The organism is Pseudocitrobacter sp. 2023LY-00077 (assembly GCF_055796175.1).
The window spans coordinates 190,462-214,382 of sequence record NZ_JBSPEI010000010.1; the positions used below are offsets into that span (position 1 = coordinate 190,462).

Annotated in this window: 21 protein-coding genes; 12 read left to right on the plus strand and 9 right to left on the minus strand. The window is 53.5% G+C overall.

The features are described from left to right. Positions 1–11: 11 nt before the first annotated feature. From ACWWFX_RS14705 to mtnN, 3 genes are read right to left on the minus strand one after another with little or no spacing between them, the layout of a single operon-like run. Positions 12–635 (minus strand): TRIC cation channel family protein, encoded by a 624-nt coding sequence (locus ACWWFX_RS14705; RefSeq protein WP_015965857.1) that lies wholly within the window; start codon positions 633–635, stop codon positions 12–14. A gap of 16 nt (positions 636–651) precedes the next feature. After that, positions 652–1,452 (minus strand): vitamin B12 ABC transporter substrate-binding protein BtuF, encoded by an 801-nt coding sequence (btuF, locus tag ACWWFX_RS14710; protein ID WP_473224129.1) that lies wholly within the window; start codon positions 1,450–1,452, stop codon positions 652–654. After that, the gene (gene mtnN / locus ACWWFX_RS14715; protein WP_253898998.1) at positions 1,445–2,143 is read right to left on the minus strand and encodes a 5'-methylthioadenosine/S-adenosylhomocysteine nucleosidase; all 699 of its coding nucleotides are present in this window, start codon (positions 2,141–2,143) and stop codon (positions 1,445–1,447) included. Before mtnN ends, btuF begins: the two co-directional genes overlap by 8 nt. Positions 2,144–2,226: 83 nt before the next feature. On the opposite strand from mtnN, the gene dgt reads away from it, so the two are divergent. The 3 genes from dgt (at position 2,227) to cdaR (ending at position 6,627) form a co-directional block, all read left to right on the plus strand. Next, entirely contained in the window at positions 2,227–3,741 is a 1,515-nt protein-coding gene (gene dgt / locus ACWWFX_RS14720) for a dGTPase (protein WP_473224130.1), read from the plus strand. A 135-nt stretch (positions 3,742–3,876) separates the two neighbouring features. Next, complete coding sequence (degP, locus tag ACWWFX_RS14725) at positions 3,877–5,310, plus strand: serine endoprotease DegP (protein ID WP_276221629.1); 1,434 nt, start codon at positions 3,877–3,879, stop codon at positions 5,308–5,310. 159 nt (positions 5,311–5,469) lie between these two features. Then, positions 5,470–6,627: a DNA-binding transcriptional regulator CdaR gene (gene cdaR / locus ACWWFX_RS14730; protein WP_015965852.1), complete on the plus strand. Its 1,158-nt coding sequence runs from the start codon at positions 5,470–5,472 to the stop codon at positions 6,625–6,627. Between the two features lie 123 nt (positions 6,628–6,750). Here the strand turns inward: cdaR and ACWWFX_RS14735 are convergent, their stop codons facing one another. The 6 genes from ACWWFX_RS14735 to map all read right to left on the minus strand — a co-directional run bounded on the left by ACWWFX_RS14735 (position 6,751) and on the right by map (position 13,311). Continuing rightward, on the minus strand, positions 6,751–7,140 hold the full coding sequence (locus ACWWFX_RS14735) for a DUF3461 family protein (RefSeq protein ID WP_015965851.1): 390 nt from the start codon (positions 7,138–7,140) through the stop codon (positions 6,751–6,753). Between the two features lie 119 nt (positions 7,141–7,259). Continuing rightward, entirely contained in the window at positions 7,260–7,970 is a 711-nt protein-coding gene (locus tag ACWWFX_RS14740) for a hypothetical protein (RefSeq protein ID WP_473224131.1), read from the minus strand. 11 nt (positions 7,971–7,981) lie between these two features. Then, on the minus strand, positions 7,982–8,812 hold the full coding sequence (gene yaeI, locus ACWWFX_RS14745) for a phosphodiesterase YaeI (RefSeq protein ID WP_473224132.1): 831 nt from the start codon (positions 8,810–8,812) through the stop codon (positions 7,982–7,984). A 54-nt stretch (positions 8,813–8,866) separates the two neighbouring features. Continuing rightward, positions 8,867–9,691, minus strand: a complete 825-nt coding sequence (gene dapD / locus ACWWFX_RS14750; RefSeq protein WP_231825335.1) for a 2,3,4,5-tetrahydropyridine-2,6-dicarboxylate N-succinyltransferase — start codon at positions 9,689–9,691, stop codon at positions 8,867–8,869. A 32-nt stretch (positions 9,692–9,723) separates the two neighbouring features. Further along, on the minus strand, positions 9,724–12,396 hold the full coding sequence (gene glnD, locus ACWWFX_RS14755; protein ID WP_473224133.1) for a bifunctional uridylyltransferase/uridylyl-removing protein GlnD: 2,673 nt from the start codon (positions 12,394–12,396) through the stop codon (positions 9,724–9,726). A 120-nt stretch (positions 12,397–12,516) separates the two neighbouring features. Next, complete coding sequence (gene map, locus ACWWFX_RS14760; protein WP_276221620.1) at positions 12,517–13,311, minus strand: type I methionyl aminopeptidase; 795 nt, start codon at positions 13,309–13,311, stop codon at positions 12,517–12,519. A 321-nt stretch (positions 13,312–13,632) separates the two neighbouring features. Between map and rpsB the strand changes: the two genes are divergently transcribed. From rpsB to bamA, 9 genes are all read left to right on the plus strand, one after another. Continuing rightward, positions 13,633–14,358, plus strand: a complete 726-nt coding sequence (rpsB, locus tag ACWWFX_RS14765; RefSeq protein ID WP_015965847.1) for a 30S ribosomal protein S2 — start codon at positions 13,633–13,635, stop codon at positions 14,356–14,358. A gap of 138 nt (positions 14,359–14,496) precedes the next feature. After that, the gene (gene tsf / locus ACWWFX_RS14770) at positions 14,497–15,348 is read left to right on the plus strand and encodes a translation elongation factor Ts (protein ID WP_015965846.1); all 852 of its coding nucleotides are present in this window, start codon (positions 14,497–14,499) and stop codon (positions 15,346–15,348) included. Positions 15,349–15,494: 146 nt separating this feature from the next. Then, on the plus strand, positions 15,495–16,220 hold the full coding sequence (pyrH, locus tag ACWWFX_RS14775) for a UMP kinase (protein ID WP_276221617.1): 726 nt from the start codon (positions 15,495–15,497) through the stop codon (positions 16,218–16,220). Positions 16,221–16,363: 143 nt separating this feature from the next. Beyond that, a complete protein-coding gene (gene frr / locus ACWWFX_RS14780) occupies positions 16,364–16,921 on the plus strand; it encodes a ribosome recycling factor (RefSeq protein WP_276221616.1) in 558 nt (185 codons plus the stop codon). Positions 16,922–17,027: 106 nt separating this feature from the next. Continuing rightward, positions 17,028–18,224, plus strand: coding sequence for a 1-deoxy-D-xylulose-5-phosphate reductoisomerase (ispC, locus tag ACWWFX_RS14785; RefSeq protein ID WP_473224134.1), 1,197 nt, complete (start codon positions 17,028–17,030; stop codon positions 18,222–18,224). A 189-nt stretch (positions 18,225–18,413) separates the two neighbouring features. Beyond that, positions 18,414–19,166 carry a (2E,6E)-farnesyl-diphosphate-specific ditrans,polycis-undecaprenyl-diphosphate synthase gene (gene ispU / locus ACWWFX_RS14790; protein WP_015965842.1) on the plus strand — a complete coding sequence of 251 codons (753 nt, stop codon included), beginning with the start codon at positions 18,414–18,416 and terminating at the stop codon, positions 19,164–19,166. 18 nt (positions 19,167–19,184) lie between these two features. Next, positions 19,185–20,042, plus strand: a complete 858-nt coding sequence (gene cdsA / locus ACWWFX_RS14795) for a phosphatidate cytidylyltransferase (protein ID WP_041686315.1) — start codon at positions 19,185–19,187, stop codon at positions 20,040–20,042. 11 nt (positions 20,043–20,053) lie between these two features. Beyond that, positions 20,054–21,406, plus strand: coding sequence for a sigma E protease regulator RseP (rseP, locus tag ACWWFX_RS14800; RefSeq protein WP_015965840.1), 1,353 nt, complete (start codon positions 20,054–20,056; stop codon positions 21,404–21,406). 29 nt (positions 21,407–21,435) lie between these two features. Then, complete coding sequence (bamA, locus tag ACWWFX_RS14805) at positions 21,436–23,856, plus strand: outer membrane protein assembly factor BamA (protein WP_473224135.1); 2,421 nt, start codon at positions 21,436–21,438, stop codon at positions 23,854–23,856. Positions 23,857–23,921: the final 65 nt, after the last annotated feature.

A 23,921-nucleotide genomic window follows, 5' to 3' on the forward strand; every position in this document is an offset into this window, starting at 1 on the left:
GCTTAATCACATCATTTCCCCGGTTCGTCCAGCGCAAAGGTCGGCAGCTTCAGATGCCAGTGAATCGCCGCCAGGCGAATGACCAGCGTCACCACCATGCCAATCATACTGGCGCTCTCCAGCGGAACGTTGAAGGTATAAAATGCCGTGGCGTGTACGATGCCGCCGATGATACAGGCGGTGGCGTAAATTTCCGTTCGCAGGATCATCGGCACTTCGCGCGCCAGCACATCACGGATAATCCCGCCACCGACGCCCGTGATCACCCCCATGCATATGGCGACCAGCGGCCCGGTTTCGGCAAGAAACGCTTTATTCACACCGATACCGACAAACACCGCGAGGCCGACGGCATCCAGCACCGGTAATACCCACTTTGGCAGGCGGCGCGGTTGACGCACCAGCACGATAGTGAGCATACAGGTGACCATCGCCACCACCAGGTCGGTAGGATCTTTTACCCAAAAGACCGGGCCGTGGTCGAGCGCCATATCGCGGATTGTACCGCCGCCGACGGCGGTGACCACGCCCAGCACCAGCACGCCAAACGGGTCCATACGCAGCTTTCCGGCGAGCAGAACGCCGGAAACGGCAAATACCATTGTGCCAAGAATATCCAGCCAGTAGACGAGCATATCCTGAGTTAACCTATCAATTAACCTGCGCCAGGGCAGTACAGAGTTGTTTCGCGGCGAGGATAATACGTGGGCTTGCACGTTCAAACCAGTCGCTATTGAGAGGAATCACCGGGATTGTGAGCTGACTGCCCCAATACTGCTCGATTTTCGGAATTTGACTCGCGCCACCGGCGACCACAATCGCCTGTGGCTGGCGGGTGAGCACCTGTTCGCGGCTCACCTGTGGCCAGGGAACGCGGCTGTCGGCGAAGATGTTTTCACCCCCGCAAATTTCCAGCACCTGGTTCTGAATGGCGGCTTTGTTGCTGGTAAAGATAGGATTGAAACCGAACTGCAGGAATACCCGTTTTTTGGGCTGATTTGCATAGCGGGCTTTGAGTTCGGCGTAGTCGTGCAGCAGCTGGCTGGCGGCCTGTTCCGCTTTATCCGGGTGTGGGCTCCACCGGGCGATTTCGCGCAGCGTAGCGGCAATGCTTTCCACCGTATGGTTGTCTATCCATACGACCTTAATTCCAAGCGAACTCAACTGGTTAACCTGCCGTTCGGCGTTGCCTTCGCGCCAGGCAAGCACCACGTCGGGCTTTAGCGCCACGATGCGTTCAAGGTTAATGCCCTGCCACGAGGCGACCTGTTCAATACTTTTCGCCGCGTCTGGGTAGTCGGAATAGTTGCTGACGCCAATCGGTGTGATCCCGGCAGCAAAGGCCAGTTCCGTATTGGCAGGAGAGAGAGTAATCACCCGCGGCGCGGCGCAAAGCCACGCCGGGGCAACCAGTGCGAGGGCGAGAAGCCCTTTAAGCAGCGACTTAACCACGCGCCAGCTTCTGCACCAGGGTTTCCACCATCAGGGTGGATTGTTTTGCTGCAACCGCCAGGAACTCGTCAAAGCTCAGGTGAGACTGCTGGTCAGCGACGTCAGAGATCGCGCGGACCACCACGAACGGGACGTTAAAGTTGTGGCAGACGTGCGCGATGGCGGTCGCTTCCATTTCAACGGCCACTGCCTGCGGGAAGTTGTGACGGATTTTCGCCAGACCTACGGAGCCGTTGATGAAGGCGTCGCCGCTGACGATCAGGCCACGTACCGCATTCAGATTTAATGCTTTAATGCACTCTTCTGCCGCAGAGATCAGCTTTTCGTCGGCTTTAAAACCTGCCGGGCAGCCCGGAAGCTGACCAAATTCGTAACCAAACGCCGTGACGTCTGCATCGTGATAACGCGCTTCATCAGAAACCACGATATCGCCCACTTTCAGCGTCGGCGCCAGGCCACCCGCAGAACCGGTGTTGATAATCACGTCCGGCTGGCAACGTTCCAGCAGCAGGGTTGCGCCCATCGCGGCAGCGACTTTACCAATACCAGATTTCAGTAACGCGACATCCACCCCGTTAAGCTGCCCGGTATAAATTTCACTTCCGCCGATGGAGAGAGTTTCACGGTTTTCGATTTTGTCACGCAGCAGCGTAACTTCTTCTTCCATTGCGCCAATGATGCCGATTTTCATAGATTTACTCGCGATATGCCCTATTTGGATGCATAGTCTACCATGGGGTTCAGGGGAAGCGCATTTCTCGCGATGGAGAGGCTATGGCTAAGATTGATTTTCGCAACAAGATTAACTGGGGCCGGCGCTATCGCTCGCCAGAAGGCGTCAGTTCTGAGCATGAAATTCTGCAAATATTCGAAAGCGATCGCGGGCGCATTATTAACTCCCCGGCGATTCGTCGTTTACAGCAGAAAACCCAGGTTTTCCCGCTGGAGCGCAACGCGGCCGTGCGCACGCGTCTAACCCATTCGCTGGAAGTTCAGCAGGTGGGGCGTTACATCGCGAAAGAAGTACTCAGCCGTCTGAAAGAGAAAAAGCTGTTAGCCGCTTATGGGCTGGATGAGCTGACCGGGCCGTTCGAAAGCATCGTTGAGATGGCCTGCCTGATGCACGACATTGGTAACCCGCCGTTTGGTCATTTTGGCGAAGCGGCGATTAACGACTGGTTCCGCCAACGGTTGGTTCCGGGGGATGCCACCCAACAGCCGCTCAGCCACGATCGCTGCGTGGTGGCTACGCTGCGTTTGCAAGAAGGCGATGAGACGCTGAACGAATTACGTCGAAAAGTGCGTCAGGATCTCTGCCATTTCGAAGGCAACGCGCAAGGGATCCGCATGGTGCATACCTTAATGCGTATGAATCTTACGTGGGCGCAGGTGGGGTGTATCCTGAAATATACGCGACCGGCCTGGTGGGCCAGCGATGTGCCGGCAAGCCACAGCTATTTAATGAAAAAACCTGGCTATTATTTAGCCGAAGAGCACTATATTGCGCGCTTACGTAAAGAACTGGATTTAGCCCCTTACAATCGTTTCCCCTTAACCTGGATTATGGAGGCGGCGGATGATATCTCCTATTGCGTGGCGGATCTTGAGGATGCCGTAGAAAAACGTATCTTTAGCGTCGAGCAGCTTTATCAACATTTACATGATGCCTGGCCCGAACATGGGAAAGGTTCTCTGTTTGCGCAGGTGGTCGAAAATGCCTGGGATAAATCGCGTTCCAATTCATTAAGTCGCAGCACGGTCGATCAGTTCTTTATGTATTTGCGCGTCAATACGTTAAATAAACTGGTGCCGTTCGCCGCCCAACGCTTTATTGATAATCTGCCGGATATCTATCGTGGCGACTTTAATCATGCGCTACTGGAAGACGAAAGCGATTATAGCCAGCTATTAGATCTCTATAAAAAAGTCGCTATAAAGCATGTATTTAGTCATTCTGACGTCGAGATGCTTGAGCTTCAGGGTTACCGGGTGATTAGCGGGTTGTTGGAAATCTATTCTCCCCTGTTGAAATTATCGCAAACTGACTTCACGTTGTTGGTTCAGAAAGAGCGTATCGTTTCGCTGCCGATAGAATCGCGCTTGTTCCAGAAACTCTCGCGTAACCATCGACTGGCGTATATCGAGGCCGTAAATAAAGTATCGCGTGACGCAGCAGAATTCCCGGTGATGGAATACTATTATCGCTGTCGCCTGATTCAGGACTATATCAGCGGGATGACCGATCTCTACGCGTGGGATGAATATCGTCGTCTGATGGCGGTGGAATAATCACGAGATTTGTAAAGACGGACAATAAATTTTTACTTTTTCCAGCACCTTAAGCGCGGAACTTCGCGTGAGAATATGACTCTGATAGTCACGTACACAGCAACTTTGCATAATCTGAAATTGAGATTGAAACACATGAAAAAAACCACGTTAGCAATGAGTGCACTGGCTCTTAGTTTAAGTTTGGCATTGTCTCCGTTGTCCGCTAGCGCGGCTGAGACGGCTTCATCCGCCACGACCGCACAGCAAATGCCAAGCCTGGCGCCAATGCTGGAAAAAGTGATGCCGTCCGTAGTCAGTATCAACGTTGAAGGCAGCACGACCGTGAATACCCCGCGCATGGGGCGTAACTTCCAGCAGTTCTTTGGCGACAACTCGCCGTTCTGTCAGGAGGGCTCCCCATTCCAGAACTCTCCGTTCTGTCAGGGCGGTGGGGCTGATGGCGGCCAGGGCGGCGGTCAGCAACAAAAATTCCAGGCGCTGGGTTCCGGCGTCGTGATTGACGCGGCGAAAGGCTACGTCGTCACCAACAACCACGTGGTGGATAACGCCACCACCATTAAAGTACAGCTCAGCGATGGGCGTAAATTTGACGCCAAAGTGGTCGGCAAAGATCCGCGTTCCGATATTGCGCTGATCCAGATTCAGGATCCGAAAAACCTGACGGCAATCAAGATGGCAGACTCCGACGCGCTGCGCGTGGGTGACTATACCGTCGCTATCGGTAACCCGTTCGGCCTGGGTGAAACCGTGACCTCCGGTATCGTTTCTGCGCTGGGTCGTAGCGGCCTGAACGTTGAAAACTATGAAAACTTTATCCAGACCGATGCGGCGATTAACCGGGGTAACTCCGGCGGCGCGCTGGTGAACCTGAACGGTGAACTGATCGGTATCAACACCGCGATTCTGGCACCGGACGGCGGCAACATCGGTATCGGCTTCGCAATCCCGAGCAACATGGTGAAAAACCTGACCTCGCAGATGGTGGAATTCGGTCAGGTGAAACGCGGTGAGCTGGGTATTATGGGGACCGAGCTGAACTCCGAACTGGCGAAAGCGATGAAAGTTGACGCTCAGCGTGGGGCCTTTGTCAGCCAGGTGATGCCGAACTCTTCCGCAGCAAAAGCGGGGATTAAAGCCGGTGATGTGATTACCTCCCTGAACGGTAAACAAATCAGCAGCTTCGCGGCGCTGCGTGCGCAGGTTGGCACCATGCCAATCGGCAGCAAAATCAGCCTCGGCCTGCTGCGTGACGGCAAACCGGTGACCGTGAGCCTGGAACTGCAACAAAGCAGCCAGAATCAGGTTGATTCCAGCTCCATCTTCAGCGGCATCGAAGGGGCGGAAATGAGCAATAAAGGCCAGGATAAAGGCGTGGTGGTGAATACGGTGAAAGCCGGTTCCCCTGCTGCACAGATTGGCCTGAAAAAAGGTGACGTGATTGTGGGCGCGAACCAGCAGGCGGTGAAAAACATCGCTGAGCTGCGCAAAATTCTCGACAGCAAACCGTCGGTACTGGCGCTGAACATTCAGCGTGGCGATAGCTCTATCTACCTGTTGATGCAGTAATCCCCTCAGCCAACCCTTTCCCTGTCCTGGGGAAAGGGTTTTCTCATTGTTCTGTGAAGCCTTCCACAACTCCATATTTCTGACCCTGGCTTTGTGCATTTGCACAGTGCGACGGTTAGCCATCTTCCTTATGCTGTAACCTGCTCACAGGAGGATTACATGGCTGGCTGGCATCTTGATACCAAAATGGCGCAGGATATCGTGGCGCGAACCATGCGCATTATCGACACCAACATTAACGTCATGGACGCCCGTGGTCGCATCATCGGCAGCGGCGATCGCGAGCGTATTGGTGAATTGCACGAAGGCGCGCTGTTGGTGCTTTCTCAGGGCAGGGTGGTGGACATTGATGATGCGGTTGCCAGGCATCTGCACGGCGTGCGTCAGGGGATCAACCTGCCGCTGCGGCTGGAGGGCGAGATTGTTGGCGTCATCGGCCTTACCGGTGAACCGGAAACGCTGCGTAAATACGGCGAACTGGTCTGCATGACCGCCGAAATGATGCTCGAGCAGTCGCGTCTGATGCATCTTTTGGCGCAGGATAGCCGCCTGCGTGAAGAACTGGTCATGAACCTGATTCAGGCGGAAGAGAATACGCCCGCATTAACCGAGTGGGCGCAACGTCTGGGTATCGATTTAAACCAGCCGCGCGTGGTGGCGGTGGTGGAAGTGGACAGCGGGCAGCTTGGCGTGGATAGCGCGATGGCCGAACTTCAACAGCTGCAAAATGCGCTGACCACGCCCGAACGTAATAACCTGATTGCGATTGTTTCGTTGACTGAAATGGTGGTGCTGAAACCGGCGCTGAATCAGTTTGGCCGCTGGGATGCAGAAGATCACCGAAAACGCGTTGAGCAACTCATCGCGCGGATGAAAGAGAACGGACAGCTGCGTTTTCGCGTCTCGCTGGGTAACTATTTTACCGGGCCGGGCAGTATTGCACGTTCTTACCGCACGGCGCGGACCACCATGATGGTCGGTAAGCAGCGTATGCCGGAAAGCCGCAGCTACTTTTATCAGGACCTTATGCTGCCGGTACTGCTCGACAGCTTGCGTGGTGGTTGGCAGGCCAATGAGCTGGCCCGCCCGTTAACGCGGCTCAAAGCGATGGATAACAACGGATTACTTCGGCGTACGCTGGCGGCGTGGTTCCGCCATAACGTGCAGCCGCTGGCGACATCAAAGGCGTTGTTTATTCACCGTAATACGCTGGAGTACCGCCTGAACCGCATCTCAGAATTAACGGGGCTGGATTTGAGTAATTTTGACGATAGGTTGCTGCTGTATGTGGCGTTGCAGCTGGATGAGCAGCCGTAGCTGAATCGCGGACCACCCTCACCCTAACCCTCTCCCTGAGGGAGAGGGGACTGATTGTGCACAACGGTTATTTCGCGCGCCGGTTTTCTCCCTCTCCCTGTGGGAGAGGGCCGGGGTGAGGGGCTATTTATTCCGCGTCAGTTTTTCCAAATCCGCTTCAATCTCGCTGATCTTATTGGTCACCACCGACTCCAGGTGACGCAGATCGTCCAGGATCTTACGCTTCAGATCCACCTCGGTGCGATCGCGCTGGCAAATCTGATCCAGTTCATCAATCACATAGCGCAGATTAGGGCTTATCTCCTGCACCTCTTTGTAACCCTGCCCAACGCCGTCGGCGGCAACGGTTTTGCGCTGACGCGGATACTTAAATTTCACGCTTTTGGCGAAAAACTCACCCTTATCCTTCTGGAAGTAGATTTTCAGGATATCGTTGTTGGCTTCCTGCCGGAGGCTGTAACGATCGATTTCATCAGGATTGGTAATGCCCAAACTTTTCAGATTATCGTACATAGCGGTACCTCAAAAGGAGTCAGTTAATTTTGATTATCTTATCATCCAGCCCGGTGGCCCCGGCTCGACTGAGATCGCACGAAAGCCTTTTTTGCCCGACTATTATCATGGCGTAAAAATTAGAAAATTACCTGTTTTATCTTAGCGATACCCCACGGCACCGGTTCGCATCCAGTTGTTTCATCATTCATATAGTCAACGACGGGTTGCCAGTCGGGAATGTTGTTGTAGAGACCGTGTTCATTGAGTGTGAGGCCGAAGCGCTGGTGGAGATTATCGTGCAGATAGTGGCAGTGCGAGGTATGGAATTCACCACCATAATCCAGGCCAACAATATCATAGCCAATAAGCTGTTCATTAACGTTTTGCTTTTCCATCCCGTGAGCGGTCAGCCTCATCGGGATGCCTTCCGTTTTGTAACACGCGAGGAAGCTATTGATGTCACGTTCGGTGAAATAGAGGGCAAAGAGATAAGTGTTATCAATCTCCGGCAGAAATGTTTTCTTATAGTCTATGGCGGTTTTCGCATCCATAAATACATTAGGCCAGCCTATCTTTTCCTCATTAAATTTTTCATCGGCCCAAATATGGATGCGTTCCCTTGCTGAATCATCAATGGCGAAAACAGCATTGATGTGTTCATGAATGGTCATGTTAGCGTCGTAAAGGCTCTCTGCAGAGCTGGCCCAGGATAATGACCATGTAGAAAAGAGGCTTTCATTAAAACAGGTGCTGCACGTCAGCAGCGGTTTGCCATCCAGTTGCGGGTGTAAATGGTTAACCGGTAAACAACGCAATAAAAGATAGCCGCCCAGATAATAATCCATCATTTTCTCTCCCTTTAAACCAATTCCAGAATCGTCACTTCAGGCCGGCAGTTCAGCCGCAATCCATATAAGCTTCCCACGCCGCGCGTCGTGTAGATTTGTCGTTCGCCATACTCATTCAGCCCTGCGACATACCTTTTGTCCTCGACGGGGGCAAAAGGTTCGCCAATCAGCGGGATGTGCATTTGCCCACCGTGGGTATGCCCACACAGCATCAAATCCCATATGCCATCGCGCAGTACTGCTTTGCTATCGGGATTATGTGCCAGCACCAGGCGCGGTAATATGCCGTTGCGCCAGCCGGGAACCGCTGCGCTGTTACATTGCCCACACCATAAATCGCCCACGCCGGTTAATTCAAATTGTTGTTTCCCCTTGGTAATAACCGTGGTGCGATTAAATAAAGGCGTTACACCCGCATGGATAATTGCCTGACTTATCGCATCATTGTGCGGGCTGCCAACTTTGTGGTCGTGGTTGCCGAAACAGGCAAAAACCGGCGCGTGCGCGGCCAGTGGCGAGAGTACCTGACTGAATGCCGGAAAATTCAGCGGCATATCAAATAATACATAATCGCCACCCAACAGAATGAGGTCAGGATCGTGTGCAAGCCCCAGAGTGATTGCTTCTGAAATCAGGGATAAAGGAACATAACGCGAGTAATGAAGATCCGCCAGAAACAGGATTTTAAAGGTTTGCGTAGAAGGTGAGGGAGAATGAAAGAAAGGGATTCGCTGGTGGATAACCTCAAGCCAGCCGGGCTCCCAGTAATGGGCGTAACTTATACCGCTTGCGGCGCCAAGCGTAGCGGCTGCCCCTAACAGAAAACGTCTGCGAGAAATCATTGGTCGTCCATGATGTAAAAACGGGTGACTTCATGTCACCCGTTGTCGCGATGATTAATCGATCGTGCGCAGCAGTTCGTTGATCCCCACTTTACCGCGAGTTTTGGCGTCCACTTTCTTCACGATGACCGCGCAGTACAGGCTGTATTTGCCATCTTTCGACGGCAGGTTGCCGGAAACGACAACGGAGCCCGCCGGAACGCGACCATAGAAGACTTCGCCGGTTTCGCGGTCGTAGATTTTGGTGCTCTGGCCCAGGTATACGCCCATGGAGATAACAGAGCCTTCTTCGACAATCACGCCTTCAACCACTTCAGAGCGCGCGCCGATGAAGCAGTTGTCTTCGATGATGGTCGGGTTAGCCTGCAGCGGTTCCAGGACGCCGCCGATGCCGACGCCGCCGGACAGGTGGACGTTTTTACCGATTTGCGCGCAGGAGCCAACGGTCGCCCAGGTGTCAACCATAGAGCCTTCGTCAACGTAAGCGCCGATGTTAACGTAAGACGGCATCAGTACGGTGTTGCGAGCAATATACGCGCCCTGACGAACAGCTGCTGGCGGAACCACGCGGAAGCCTTCTTTCTGGAAGCGCGCTTCGTCGTAGTCGGCGAATTTCATCGGCACTTTATCGAAGTAGCGGCTTTCCGCACCATCGATAACCTGGTTATCGTTAATACGGAAAGAGAGCAGAACCGCTTTCTTCAGCCACTGGTGAGTGACCCACTGGCCGTCAATTTTTTCAGCGACACGCAGCGCGCCGGAATCCAGTAAGGCGATAACCTGGTTTACCGCTTCGCGGGTTACGGTGTCGACATTGTTTGGGGTAATGTCGGCGCGACGCTCGAAAGCGGACTCAATAACGTTCTGTAATTGCTGCATTGTTACTCTTTCCATCTGTGTAAAAAAAATGATTACCCTTTATCGTTTGGATTGAGGGCTGCTGTCAACCGTTGTTGTACCTCTAATTGCAGCGCATTATTAAGCGCACGCCGGTCGGCGGTGGCGATTATAAATAAATCTTCTACTCGTTCACCAATTGTCGTAATTCTGGCCCCGTGAAGGGAAATTCCGAGGTCGGCAATGACTTTCCCGACGCGCGCTAACAGACCAGGCTGATCGAGCGCAATCAGTTCGAGGAATGATTTTCGGTCCGTATGGGTCGGCAGGAAATTCACCTCGGTATCGACGGAGAAGTGACGCAATTTTGCCGGTTGACGACGCGGTTGCGGCACCTGCCAGCTGCGTTGGCTAATCGCCTGTTCCAGCCCAAGGCGGATAGCCTCATGGCGATCGGATGAGAGCGGGCTACCGTCGGGTTCCAGCACGATAAAGGTATCCATTGCCATGCCATCGCGGGTGGTGAATATCTGCGCGTCGTGCACGCTGAGGTTTCGTCTATCCAGCTCCGCACACACTGCCGCAAACAGGTAAGGGCGATCCGGGCTCCAGATGAAAATCTCGGTGCCGCCACGGGTGGCCTGCGGGCTTAACAGGATCATCGGTTCCGCGAGATCGTGCTGCAACAGGTGTCGGGCATGCCAGGCGAGCTGATTTGGCGTGTGGCGTACAAAGTAGTTGGCGCGGCAGCGGTTCCAGATTTGATGCAGCTTCTCTTCGTCGATGTTATCCATGCGCAGCAGCGCCAGCGCCTGCATCTGGTGATGACGCACGCGTTCGCGCATGTCCGGCGTATTATCCATTCCCCGGCGCAGCTGTTTTTCGGTGGCGAAATAGAGTTCGCGCAACAGGCTCTGTTTCCAGCTGTTCCACAGGGTTTCGTTGGTGGCGCAAATATCGGCAACCGTCAGACACACCAGATAACGCAGACGGTTTTCCGTTTGCACAATTTCAGCGAACTGTTTAATCACTTCCGGGTCCTGAATATCACGCCGCTGGGCGGTGACGGACATTAACAGGTGATGACGTACCAGCCAGGCAACCAGCTGCGTTTCGCGGGAGTTCAGGCCGTGCAACTCGGCAAACTTCAGCACGTCTTCCGCGCCAAGAATCGAGTGATCGCCCCCGCGTCCTTTGGCGATATCGTGGAACAGCGCGGCCATCAGAATCAGTTCGGGATGGGTAAGGCGCGGCCAGAGATCGACGCACAAAGGGTGGCGCGGGCGCGTCTCTTCTTCGGCAAAACTTTCCAGTTTGAGCAGCACGCGGATGGTGTGTTCATCCACCGTGTAGGCGTGGAACAGGTCAAACTGCATCTGACCGACGATGTGCGACCACTGCGGCATATAAGCCCACAGCACGCTGTGGCGATGCATTGGCAGCAGGCCGCGTTTCACCGCGCCGGGGTGGCGCAGCATACTGAGGAAAATCGAGCGAGCTTCCGGGATATAGCACAACGGCTGCGCCAGATGGCGACGCGCATGGCGCAGGTGGCGCAGGGTCGTGGAGTAAATTCCGGTAATGCTGCTGTTGCGCACCATAATAGAGAACATGCGCAGAATCGCCTGCGGCTCGCGCATAAACAGCGTGTCATCGCGCAGGTCGATAAGCGTGCCGCGTAGCTGGAAATCATCGTCAATCGGACGCGGTTTTTCATCTTCGGTCAGGGCGAGAATCGCCTCGTCAAAAAGCTGAAGCAGCATGTGATTAAGCTCGCCGACGCGGCGCGTCACGCGGTAGAAATCTTTCATCATGTGCTCGACCGGCTGATTGCCTTCGCCGCCGTAGTTCAGGCGCTGGGCGACGCTAAGCTGACGGTCGAACAGCAGGCGATTGTCGTAGCGGTTGAGTTCCAGATGCAGAGCAAAGCGGATGCGCCACAGCAGATGCAGACACTCATTGAGCTCGTTGCGCTCGGCTTCAGTCAAAAAGCCGAAACCGACCATTTCATCCAGCGACGTGGCACCAAAGTGGCGGCGGGCGACCCACTGTAAGGTGTGGATATCGCGCAGGCCGCCGGGGCTGCTTTTAATATCCGGCTCAAGATTATAGCTGGTGCCGTGATAGCGCTGGTGGCGTGCGTTTTGTTCTTCCACTTTCGCCGGGAAGAATTTTTCGGACGGCCAGAAACCTTCGCTGAAAATGTGTTTTTGCAGTTCCAGGAACAGCGCGACGTCGCCAATCAGCAGGCGTGATTCAATCAGGTTGGTGGCGACGGTCAGGTCTGAAAGACCTTCCAGCAGGCACTCTTCCAGCGTTCGTACGCTATGGCCCACTTCCAGTTTGAGATCCCAGAGGAGCGTTAACAGCTCGCCGATTTTCTGCGCCTGCTCGTCGGGCAGTTTCTTACGGCTTAAAATCAGCAGGTCGATGTCCGAGAGCGGGTGCAGCTCACCGCGCCCGTAGCCGCCAACGGCAACCAGCGCCGCGTCTTCCACATCGCCAAAACCGTACTGAAGCCACAGGCGTTGCAGGAGCTGGTCGATGAATTCGGTGCGCGCTTCGATGAGCTGTTCGGCGGAAATCCCGCTATCAAAGGCTTCGCCCAGCCAGCGCTGGAAATCATCAAGATGGGATTTGATTGTGGCAATGTTCAGCGCATCCGCAGGCCAGGCACCGGGATTTTGCGGCTGATTGGGAAGGGTGGGGAGTGCGGTATTCGCGAGCTGTTCAGGAAGAGTTTTCATTTATGTTTGCGCCACCCATGTAAAAAGCCGGATGACGGCGCAAGCGCCTTATCCGGCCTACTGGATAGTGCAATTTGTAGGCCTGATAAGATGCGTGAGCATCGCCATCAGGCAAATCAATTATTCGTCGTGCGAGATGACAGCCGGGATGGTGTCATCCTTACGCAGTGTCAGAATTTCGCAGCCGTTTGCCGTTACCACAATAGTATGCTCGTACTGAGCAGACAAGCTGCGGTCTTTGGTTTTTACCGTCCAGCCATCTTTCATCGTGCGGATGCGGTAATCACCGGCGTTCAGCATCGGTTCGATGGTGAAGGTCATGCCTTCTTTAAGCACCACGCCGCCGTCATCTGCATCATAGTGCAGCACCTGCGGTTCTTCGTGGAAGCCGCGACCGATACCGTGACCGCAGTATTCGCGTACCACAGAGAAACCTTCCGCTTCCGCGTATTTCTGGATTGCCGCGCCGATGGTGCGCAGGCGAATACCCGGTTTCACCATCTTGATGCCGAGATAGAGGCTTTCCTGGGTGACGCGGCACAGGCGCTCGCCCAGAATGGTCGGTTTGCCGACGATGAACATTTTTGAGGTGTCACCGTGGAATTCGTCTTTAATCACGGTCACATCGATGTTGACGATATCGCCATCTTTCAGATGCTTAGCATCGTCCGGGATCCCGTGGCAGACCACTTCGTTAATGGAGATGCAGACCGATTTCGGGTAACCGTGGTAGCCAAGGCAGGCGGAGATCGCGTGCTGCTGGTTGACGATCCAGTCGTCACAGATGCGATCCAGCTCGCCGGTGCTCACGCCCGGTTTGATGTGCTGCTCGATCATCTCCAGCACTTCAGCTGCCAGACGACCCGCGACGCGCATCTTTTCGATTTCTTCAGGTGTTTTAATAGAAATAGCCATGGAGTTTGTCCATCAGGGTCGAATTTATCGACAATAATTGTGTAAGTGCTGTCAATGTTAACAGTCTGAAGCATCCACTACCAGATTGAGAATCAGTTACAGCATAGAGTGCCAACAATTATTGGTGTCGGTGGCGTATTTGTGGTATAAAGCGCGCCGGACTTCCGTTCCATTTGATATACACAGAATGGACTGAAGCGACAATCTCACTTTGTGTAACAACACACACGTATCGACACATATTCCGGGGTGCCCTTTGGGGTCGGTAATATGGGATACGTGGAGGCATAACCCCAACTTAATCTATAGAGGTTTTAAATCATGGCAACTGTTTCCATGCGCGACATGCTCAAGGCTGGTGTTCACTTTGGTCACCAGACCCGTTACTGGAACCCGAAAATGAAGCCTTTCATCTTCGGCGCGCGTAACAAAGTTCACATCATCAACCTTGAGAAAACTGTACCGATGTTCAACGAAGCTCTGGCTGAACTGAACAAGATCTCTGCTCGTAAAGGTAAAATCCTTTTCGTTGGTACTAAACGCGCTGCAAGCGAAGCGGTGAAAGAAGCTGCTAACAGCTGCGACCAGTTCTTCGTGAACCATCGCTGGTTGGGCGGCATGCTGACTAACTGGAAAACCGTTCGTCAGTCCATCAAACGTCTGAAAGACCTGGAAACTCAGTCTCAGGACGGTACTTTCGACAAGCTGACCAAGAAAGAAGCGCTGATGCGTACTCGTGAGCTTGAGAAACTGGAAAACAGCCTGGGCGGTATCAAAGACATGGGCGGCCTGCCGGACGCACTGTTCGTAATCGATGCTGACCACGAGCACATCGCTATCAAAGAAGCGAACAACCTGGGTATCCCAGTGTTCTCTATCGTTGATACCAACTCCGATCCAGACGGCGTTGATTTCGTTATCCCGGGTAACGACGATGCAATCCGTGCTGTAACCCTGTACCTGAGCGCTGTAGCGGCTACCGTTCGTGAAGGCCGTTCTTCTGACCTGGCTTCCCAGGCTGAAGAAAGCTTCGTAGAAGCTGAATAATAAGGAACGCTCGTTAGAGCCCCCTTATAGACCAGGTAGTATCAAGTTTGGTTAAGGGGCCCTTTATGGCCCCTTTTTCACTTTTTTAAATCCGTTCGGTTATCAGGCCGGGCGGATCACTCTTCCGAGGATTTTAGAATGGCTGAAATTACCGCATCCCTGGTAAAAGAGCTGCGTGAACGTACCGGCGCAGGCATGATGGATTGCAAAAAAGCACTGACTGAAGCTAATGGCGACATCGAGCTGGCAATCGAAAACATGCGTAAATCTGGCGCGATCAAAGCGGCTAAAAAAGCAGGCAACGTTGCTGCTGACGGCGTGATCAAAACCAAAATCGAAGGCAACTTCGGCGTGATTCTGGAAGTTAACTGCCAGACTGACTTCGTTGCTAAAGACGGTGGTTTCCAGGCGTTCGCAGACAAAGTTCTGGACGCAGCTGTTGCTGGCAAAGTGACTGACGTTGAAGTCCTGAAAGCACAGTTCGAAGAAGAGCGTGTTGCACTGGTTGCTAAAATCGGTGAAAACATCAACATCCGTCGCGTTGCAATCCTGGAAGGCGACGTTCTGGGTAGCTACCAGCACGGTGCGCGCATCGGTGTTCTGGTTGCGGCTAAAGGCGCTGATGAAGAGCTGGTTAAACACCTGGCAATGCACGTTGCTGCAAGCAAACCAGAATTCGTTAAACCAGAAGACGTGTCCGCTGAAGTGGTAGAGAAAGAATACCAGGTACAGCTGGATATCGCGATGCAGTCTGGTAAGCCGAAAGAAATCGCAGAGAAAATGGTTGAAGGCCGCATGAAGAAATTCACCGGCGAAGTTTCTCTGACTGGTCAGCCTTTCGTTATGGACCCGAGCAAAAACGTTGGCCAGCTGCTGAAAGAGCACAACGCTGACGTGACTGGCTTCATCCGCTTTGAAGTGGGCGAAGGCATCGAGAAAGTTGAAGCTGACTTCGCAGCAGAAGTTGCTGCAATGTCTAAACAGTCTTAATTGTACTGTTCGGAGCCGCCTCAGGGCGGCTCCTTTTTGTACCCGTCATGTGAAAATCAGCCAGCTCTTATAGGGGCAAATCGGCAGAAAGCGCATGATGTCACCTGATTTAAATCATCCCATTCGTGACACTCGCAGGAAAGAAAATGGCTACCAACGCAAAACCCGTCTACAAACGCATTCTGCTTAAACTGAGCGGCGAAGCATTGCAGGGGACTGAAGGTTTCGGTATTGACGCAAGCATCCTTGACCGTATGGCGCAAGAGATTAAAGAACTTGTTGAACTGGGCATTCAGGTTGGCGTAGTGATTGGCGGCGGTAACCTGTTCCGCGGTGCAGGTCTGGCGAAAGCGGGTATGAACCGCGTTGTGGGCGACCACATGGGCATGCTGGCCACGGTAATGAACGGCCTGGCAATGCGTGACGCACTGCATCGCGCCTATGTGAACGCTCGCCTGATGTCTGCTATTCCGCTGAACGGCGTGTGCGACAACTACAGCTGGGCAGAGGCGATTAGCCTGCTACGCAACAATCGCGTGGTGATCCTCTCCGCAGGTACCGGTAACCCGTTCTTCACAACCGACTCCGCAGCCTGCCTGCGCGGTATTGAAATCGAAGCCGACGTGGTGCTGAAAGCGACCAAAGTTGACGGCGTATTTACCGCTGACCCGGCGAAAGATCCTGCGGCGACCATGTACGAACAGCTGACCTACAGCGACGTGCTGGAACAAGAACTGAAAGTCATGGATCTGGCGGCGTTTACGCTGGCTCGTGACCATAAATTGCCGATTCGCGTCTTCAACATGAACAAACCTGGCGCACTGCGTCGCGTGGTCATGGGCGAAAAAGAAGGCACTTTAATCACGGAATAATTTCCGTCGAGGCCAAATACGGGTAAGATTCCGCTTTAATCATGCGGGTCACTTACCCGGTGGCATATTTTAAACAGGACTATACTTAGCGCATCTGTGCTACCGTCTGGTCTGACTGAGACAAGTTTTCAAGGATTCGTAACGTGATTAGCGATATCAGAAAAGATGCTGAAGTGCGCATGGAAAAATGCGTAGAAGCGTTCAAAACCCAAATCAGCAAAATACGCACGGGTCGTGCTTCTCCCAGCCTGCTGGACGGCATCGTCGTTGAGTATTACGGCACCCCAACTCCGCTGCGTCAGCTGGCAAGTGTAACGGTAGAAGATACCCGCACGCTGAAAATCAACGTGTTCGACCGTTCTATGGGCCCGGCTGTCGAAAAAGCGATTATGGCGTCTGACCTTGGTCTGAACCCAAGTTCTGCGGGTACCGATATCCGCGTTCCGCTGCCGGCTCTGACGGAAGAACGTCGTAAAGACCTGATCAAAGTGGTACGCGGTGAAGCTGAGCAGGGGCGTGTCTCTGTGCGTAACGTCCGTCGCGACGCGAACGACAAAGTGAAAGCGCTGCTGAAAGAAAAAGAGATCAGCGAAGATGACGATCGCCGTTCTCAGGACGACGTGCAGAAACTGACCGACGCAGCTATCAAGAAAATTGATGCGGCGCTGGCAGATAAAGAAGCGGAACTGATGCAGTTCTAATCTGCATTCGTTTGCAGGAAAAACGCCGTACAGGAAGCGTATCGCTTTGCTGGCGGCGTTTTGCATTTATACTCTTCACCCTTCAAGTCGCTAAGCTGGACCTTTCATGAAGCAAATAACCGTTCTTGGCTCAACGGGCTCAATTGGCTGTAGCACGCTGGACGTTGTGCGCCATAACGCTGACCATTTCTCCGTTGCCGCGCTGGTAGCCGGTAAAAACGTCGATCGCATGGTCGAGCAGTGTCTGGAGTTTTCTCCGCGTTTCGCGGTGATGGATGACGCCCATAGCGCCGAAGCTGTGAAAATCGCTCTGCGTGAACACGGTAGCCGCACCGAAGTGATGTGCGGGCAACAGGCGGCGTGTGAGGTGGCCGCGCTGGACGACGTTGATCAGGTGATGGCCGCCATCGTGGGCGCGGCGGGCCTGGTACCGACGCTTGCCGCTATTCATGCCGGCAAAACGGTTTTACTGGCGAACAAAGAGTCATTGGTGACCTGCGGACGCCTGTTCCTTGAAGCGGTGAAAGCCAGCGGCGCGCAACTTTTACCGGTCGATAGCGAACATAACGCCATCTTTCAGAGTTTGCCGCAAACTTTTCAGCAAGACCTGGGGTACGCTGATCTCGGGCAGCATGGCGTTACGTCCATTCTGCTTACCGGGTCTGGTGGCCCGTTCCGTGAGACGCCAATCAGTGAACTGCGCGCAATGACGCCGGATCAGGCTTGCCGTCATCCGAACTGGTCGATGGGGCGTAAAATTTCCGTCGACTCTGCCACCATGATGAATAAAGGTCTCGAATACATTGAAGCCCGCTGGCTGTTTAACGCCTCTGCCGCGCAAATGGAAGTGGTGATTCATCCGCAATCGGTGATCCACTCGATGGTTCGCTATAAAGATGGCAGCGTCATTGCGCAACTCGGCGAGCCGGATATGCGTACGCCTATCGCCAATGCGATGGCCTGGCCTGGACGTGCGGAATCAGGCGTTAAACCGCTCGATTTCTGCAAACTGGGCGCACTGACGTTTAGCGAACCGGATTACGATCGTTACCCTTGCCTTAAGCTGGCGATGGACGCGTTCGAGCAGGGGCAGGCGGCGACAACCGCACTGAATGCGGCGAACGAAATTACCGTTGCCGCATTCCTGGATTCGCAGATTCGCTTTACCGATATCGCGGCGGCGAACCTGGCCGTGATTGACGCGATGTCGCTTGCGGAGCCGCAGTCCGTCGATGAGGTGCTGGTGATTGACGCGCATGCGCGTGATGTGGCGCGAAAACAAGTGATGCGTTTCGCAAGCTGAGGATTATCAGCCTGGGAACTGTCATGGTATTTGTTAGCGTCTGGCTTCAGTGATATAGTCTGCGCCACCGATTGCGCCTCTATTTTCAGGGGCAATCGTGAAAGCCGTGCTTCAACACGGCTTTTTTGCGACAGAAATATCAGTATTCCGGGGTACCGCTCATTCCTTTTCATGGACTAAAAACGCGTTATGTTGTCTGCTAATCAACCAATCAGCGAAAATGTGCCTGCCCACGGGTGTCGCCATGTGGCTATCATCATGGACGGCAATGGTCGCTGGGCGAAGAGACAAGGGAAGATTCGCGCCTTTGGACATAAAGCCGGGGCGAAGTCTGTTCGCCGCGCCGTGTCGTATGCGGCGAATAATGGCATTGAAGCATTAACCCTTTATGCGTTCAGCAGTGAAAACTGGAACCGCCCCGAGCAAGAAGTTAGCGCATTGATGGAGCTTTTCGTGTGGGCGCTTGATAGCGAAGTAAAAAGCCTGCATCGCCACAATGTACGGTTGCGTATCATCGGTGATACCAGCCGGTTCAACGCCCGCCTACAGGAGCGCATCCGTAAAGCGGAAGCGTTAACCGAAAATAATACCGGGCTGACGTTAAATATCGCCGCTAATTATGGTGGGCGTTGGGATATTATTCAGGGAGTTCAGCGACTGGCTGAACAGGTTCAGGAAGGGTTACTCCGTCCCGACAACATCAGTGAAGATCTGCTGAGTCAGCAAATCTGCATGCATGAACTGGCTCCCGTGGATTTAGTAATTAGGACAGGGGGAGAACATCGCATCAGTAATTTTCTTATCTGGCAAATCGCCTATGCTGAACTTTACTTTACCGATGTTCTTTGGCCCGATTTCGATGAACAAGACTTTGAGGGTGCGCTGCATGCTTTTGCAAATCGCGAGCGTCGTTTCGGCGGCACCGAGCCTGGTGGCGAATAGGCCTGATGGGGGTAGCTTTTGCTGAAGTATCGCCTGATTTCTGCATTAATTTTAATACCCGTTGTTATTGCGGCGCTGTTTTTGCTGCCGCCAGTCGGGTTCGCCATTGTTACGCTGGTTGTCTGTATGCTGGCCGCGTGGGAATGGGGACAACTGAGCGGATTTAGCTCGCGTACGCAGCGGGTGTGGCTGGCGGTACTTTGCGGCCTGTTGTTGGCGGTGATGCTCTTCTTGCTTCCTGAGTATCATCATAACCTCCATCAACCGGTTGTTGAGATTTCGCTCTGGGCCTCACTGGCCTGGTGGGTCGTGGCGCTGTTACTGGTGCTGACCTATCCGGGTTCAGCGTCGTCATGGCGTCATTCAAAAACGCTGCGTCTGCTGTTTGGCCTGCTGACTATCGTGCCGTTCTTCTGGGGCATGGTGGCGTTGCGCGCATGGCACTACGACGATAACCACTACAGCGGTGCGCTGTGGCTGCTGTATGTCATGATCCTCGTATGGGGTGCGGATTCCGGCGCGTATATGTTTGGCAAACTGTTTGGCAAACATAAGCTGGCGCCTAAAGTTTCACCGGGGAAAACCTGGCAAGGATTCATCGGCGGCCTGTTAACGGCTGCGGTTATTTCCTGGGCCTATGGATTGTGGGCAAATCTGGACGTAGCCCCCTCAACCCTATTAATATGCTCCATTGTCGCTGCGCTGGCTTCTGTGCTCGGCGATCTGACCGAGAGCATGTTTAAACGTGAAGCCGGCATCAAGGACAGTGGACATTTGATCCCCGGTCACGGCGGAATTCTGGACCGTATTGACAGCCTGACGGCGGCGGTTCCTGTATTCGCGTGCTTGCTGTTGTTAGTTTTCAGGACGATTTAACGGATGGGTCTATGCTGAGCATACTCTGGAATCTGGCGGCATTTATTGTTGCCCTGGGTGTATTGATCACCGTCCATGAATTTGGTCACTTCTGGGTTGCTCGCCGCTGTGGCGTTCGCGTAGAGCGTTTTTCAATTGGTTTTGGGAAATCGCTCTGGCGTCGTGTTGATAAACACGGCACCGAATTTGTTATCGCCCTTATCCCCCTGGGCGGCTACGTCAAAATGCTGGATGAGCGTGTCGAGCCGGTTGCACCGGAGATGCGCCACTTCGCATTCAACAACAAAACGGTCGGCCAGCGCGCCGCCGTTATTGCTGCCGGCCCTGTCGCCAACTTCCTTTTTGCCATCTTCGCTTACTGGCTGGTGTTTATCATCGGCGTCCCTGGCGTTCGTCCGGTTGTCGGTGAAATAACCCCCAATTCGATTGCGGCAGAAGCACAAATTGCACCAGGTACGGAACTAAAAGCCGTAGATGGTATCGAAACGCCTGATTGGGATGCAGTGCGTTTGGCGATGGTCGCTAAAATTGGCGACGAGCGCGCCACCCTCACTGTTGCCCCTTTCGGGAGTGAACAGCGTCAGGATAAAATCCTGAATTTGCAGCACTGGGCGTTCGAACCGGATAAAGAAGATCCTATCGCTTCACTCGGTATTCGCCCGCGCGGTGCGCAGATTGAACCTGTCCTCGCCGAGATTCAGGCCGACTCTGCTGCCAGCAAAGCCGGTTTGCAAGCTGGCGACAGGATCGTTAAAGTCGATGGTCAGCCGCTGGAAAACTGGATGATGTTTGTCACGCTGGTGCGTGATAACCCCGGTAAAGGACTGCGGTTAGATATCGAAAGGCAGGGGAGTCCCTTGTCTTTGACGCTGATACCGGATACAAAACACGGTAACGGAAAGGCGGAAGGGTTTGCGGGTGTGGTACCAAAAGTTATCCCGCTGCCTGACGAATACAAAACAGTGCGCCAGTATGGGCCGTTCAGCGCCATCGCCCAGGCCACGGATAAAACGTGGCAGTTGATGAAGCTGACGGTTAGCATGCTGGGAAAATTGATCACCGGTGACGTCAAACTGAACAACCTCAGTGGGCCGATTTCGATCGCTCAGGGGGCTGGGATGTCAGCGGAGTACGGGTTGATTTACTATCTGATGTTTCTTGCGCTCATCAGTGTAAATCTGGGCATCATCAACCTGTTCCCGCTCCCCGTGTTAGATGGGGGCCATCTGCTGTTTTTGGCGATTGAAAAGCTGAAGGGCGGTCCGGTATCCGAGCGAGTTCAAGACTTTAGTTATCGCATTGGCTCAATACTGCTGGTGTTGTTAATGGGGCTTGCACTTTTCAATGATTTCTCTCGGTTATGAGAGTTAGTTAGGAAGAACGCATAATAACGATGGCGATGAAAAAGTTGCTTATAGCGTCGCTGCTGTTTAGCAGCGCGACCGTATACGGTGCTGACGGGTTCGTAGTGAAGGACATTCATTTCGAAGGCTTGCAGCGAGTCGCTGTTGGTGCGGCCCTCCTCAGTATGCCAGTACGTCCTGGTGATACCATAACTGATGACGATATCAGTAATACCATTCGCGCACTGTTTGCCACTGGCAACTTTGAGGACGTTCGCGTCCTGAGAGACGGCGATACGTTACTGGTACAGGTCAAAGAGCGTCCAACGATTGCCAGCATCACCTTCTCCGGCAACAAGTCGGTGAAAGATGACATGCTCAAGCAGAACCTTGAAGCATCTGGCGTTCGCGTGGGTGAATCTCTTGACCGCACCACGCTTTCGGATATCGAAAAAGGGCTCGAAGACTTCTACTACAGCGTGGGTAAATACAGCGCGAGCGTAAAAGCCGTTGTCACCCCGCTGCCGCGTAACCGTGTCGACCTGAAACTGGTCTTCCAGGAAGGCGTCTCCGCGCAAATCCAGCAGATCAACATCGTGGGTAACCACGCGTTCAGCACGGAAGATCTCATCTCGAATTTCCAGCTGCGTGATGAAGTGCCGTGGTGGAACGTGGTGGGCGATCGCAAATACCAGAAACAGAAACTGGCGGGCGACCTTGAAACCCTGCGCAGCTACTATCTGGATCGCGGTTACGCACGTTTCAACATCGACTCCACGCAGGTGAGCCTGACGCCTGATAAAAAAGGCATCTACATCACCGTTAACGTGACGGAAGGCGATCAGTACAAACTCGATAGCGTACAGGTGAGCGGCAATCTGGCCGGGCACTCCGCTGAAATCGAAGCGCTGACCAAAATCGAGCCGGGCGAGCTGTATAACGGCACCAAAGTGACCAAAATGGAAGATGACATTAAAAAGCTTCTGGGTCGCTATGGTTACGCCTATCCGCGCGTTCAGTCTCAGCCTGAAATCAACGATGCGGATAAAACCGTTAAGCTGCATGTGAACGTTGATGCGGGTAACCGTTTCTACGTGCGCAAAATCCGCTTTGAAGGTAACGACACTTCCAAAGATGCCGTCCTGCGTCGCGAAATGCGTCAGATGGAAGGGGCATGGCTGGGCAGCGATTTAGTTGACCAGGGTAAAGAGCGTCTGAACCGTCTGGGTTACTTCGAAACCGTCGATACCGACACCCAACGCGTATCGGGCAGCCTGGACCAGGTGGATGTGGTTTACAAGGTGAAAGAGCGTAACACCGGTAGCTTCAACTTCGGTATCGGTTACGGTACGGAAAGCGGCGTCAGCTTCCAGGTTGGCGTACAGCAGGATAACTGGTTAGGTACGGGCTACTCCGTTGGTATCAACGGCACCAAGAACGACTACCAGACCTATTCTGAGTTTTCTGTGACCAACCCGTACTTTACGGTCGATGGCGTGAGCCTCGGCGGTCGTATCTTCTACAATGACTTTAAAGCGGATGATGCGGACCTCTCCTCCTATACCAACAAAAGTTATGGTTTAGATGGAACGCTGGGCTTCCCGATCAACGAATACAACACGCTGCGTGCGGGTCTGGGCTATGTCCATAACGACCTGTCTAACATGCAGCCGCAGGTAGCGATGAACCGTTATCTGGATTCAATTGGTCAGAATGCCAGCACGACGTCTGATGATAATAACTTCTCGGCGGATGACTTCACCTTCAACTATGGTTGGACGTATAACAAACTGGACCGCGGCTACTTCCCGACGGACGGTTCGCGCGTTAACCTGAACGGTAAGGTCACGATTCCGGGCTCTGATAACGAGTTCTATAAAGTCACGCTGGATACCGCGTCCTACTTCCCGATTGATGACGACCACAAGTGGGTTGTTCTGGGTCGTACACGTTGGGGTTACGGTGATGGCCTGGGCGGCAAAGAACTGCCGTTCTATGAAAACTTCTATGCCGGTGGTTCCAGCACCGTGCGTGGCTTCCAGTCGAACAACATCGGTCCTAAAGCGGCTTACTATGGCCCGGGTACCGATAACTGTGAAACCACCAAAGACGGCAAACCTGGCATCTGTGATTCAGATGATGCAGTCGGCGGTAACGCCATGGCTGTTGCCAGCATGGAACTGATTGTACCTACGCCGTTCGTGAGTGATAAATACGCGAACTCTATTCGTACTTCTGTCTTCTGGGATGCGGGTACCGTGTGGGATACTAACTGGAAAGACACTGCAGAGACACGTGCTGCGGGGATCCCTGACTACAGCGATCCAAGCAACATCCGTATGTCTGCGGGTATCGCATTACAATGGATGTCCCCATTGGGGCCGTTGGTCTTCTCCTACGCCCAGCCGTTCAAGAAATACGATGGAGACAAAGCCGAGCAATTCCAGTTTAACATTGGTAAAACCTGGTAATTGCTCACTTGCAAAGGAATGCAGTGCAGTGTAGTGACGCTGTATAGGCATAGCGTTAAGTGGCC

Coding starts and splice junctions, on each gene's coding strand:
- rpsB (WP_015965847.1), top strand. CDS start 13,633: ATGGCAACTGTTTCCATGCGCGACATGCTCAAGGCTGGTGTTCACTTT.
- tsf (WP_015965846.1), top strand. CDS start 14,497: ATGGCTGAAATTACCGCATCCCTGGTAAAAGAGCTGCGTGAACGTACC.
- rseP (WP_015965840.1), top strand. CDS start 20,054: ATGCTGAGCATACTCTGGAATCTGGCGGCATTTATTGTTGCCCTGGGT.
- dgt (WP_473224130.1), top strand. CDS start 2,227: ATGGCTAAGATTGATTTTCGCAACAAGATTAACTGGGGCCGGCGCTAT.
- degP (WP_276221629.1), top strand. CDS start 3,877: ATGAAAAAAACCACGTTAGCAATGAGTGCACTGGCTCTTAGTTTAAGT.
- cdaR (WP_015965852.1), top strand. CDS start 5,470: ATGGCTGGCTGGCATCTTGATACCAAAATGGCGCAGGATATCGTGGCG.
- yaeI (WP_473224132.1), bottom strand. CDS start 8,812: ATGATTTCTCGCAGACGTTTTCTGTTAGGGGCAGCCGCTACGCTTGGC.
- glnD (WP_473224133.1), bottom strand. CDS start 12,396: ATGAAAACTCTTCCTGAACAGCTCGCGAATACCGCACTCCCCACCCTT.
- dapD (WP_231825335.1), bottom strand. CDS start 9,691: ATGCAGCAATTACAGAACGTTATTGAGTCCGCTTTCGAGCGTCGCGCC.
- mtnN (WP_253898998.1), bottom strand. CDS start 2,143: ATGAAAATCGGCATCATTGGCGCAATGGAAGAAGAAGTTACGCTGCTG.
- ACWWFX_RS14740 (WP_473224131.1), bottom strand. CDS start 7,970: ATGATGGATTATTATCTGGGCGGCTATCTTTTATTGCGTTGTTTACCG.
- ispU (WP_015965842.1), top strand. CDS start 18,414: ATGTTGTCTGCTAATCAACCAATCAGCGAAAATGTGCCTGCCCACGGG.
- ACWWFX_RS14735 (WP_015965851.1), bottom strand. CDS start 7,140: ATGTACGATAATCTGAAAAGTTTGGGCATTACCAATCCTGATGAAATC.
- ispC (WP_473224134.1), top strand. CDS start 17,028: ATGAAGCAAATAACCGTTCTTGGCTCAACGGGCTCAATTGGCTGTAGC.
- pyrH (WP_276221617.1), top strand. CDS start 15,495: ATGGCTACCAACGCAAAACCCGTCTACAAACGCATTCTGCTTAAACTG.
- map (WP_276221620.1), bottom strand. CDS start 13,311: ATGGCTATTTCTATTAAAACACCTGAAGAAATCGAAAAGATGCGCGTC.
- bamA (WP_473224135.1), top strand. CDS start 21,436: ATGGCGATGAAAAAGTTGCTTATAGCGTCGCTGCTGTTTAGCAGCGCG.
- ACWWFX_RS14705 (WP_015965857.1), bottom strand. CDS start 635: ATGCTCGTCTACTGGCTGGATATTCTTGGCACAATGGTATTTGCCGTT.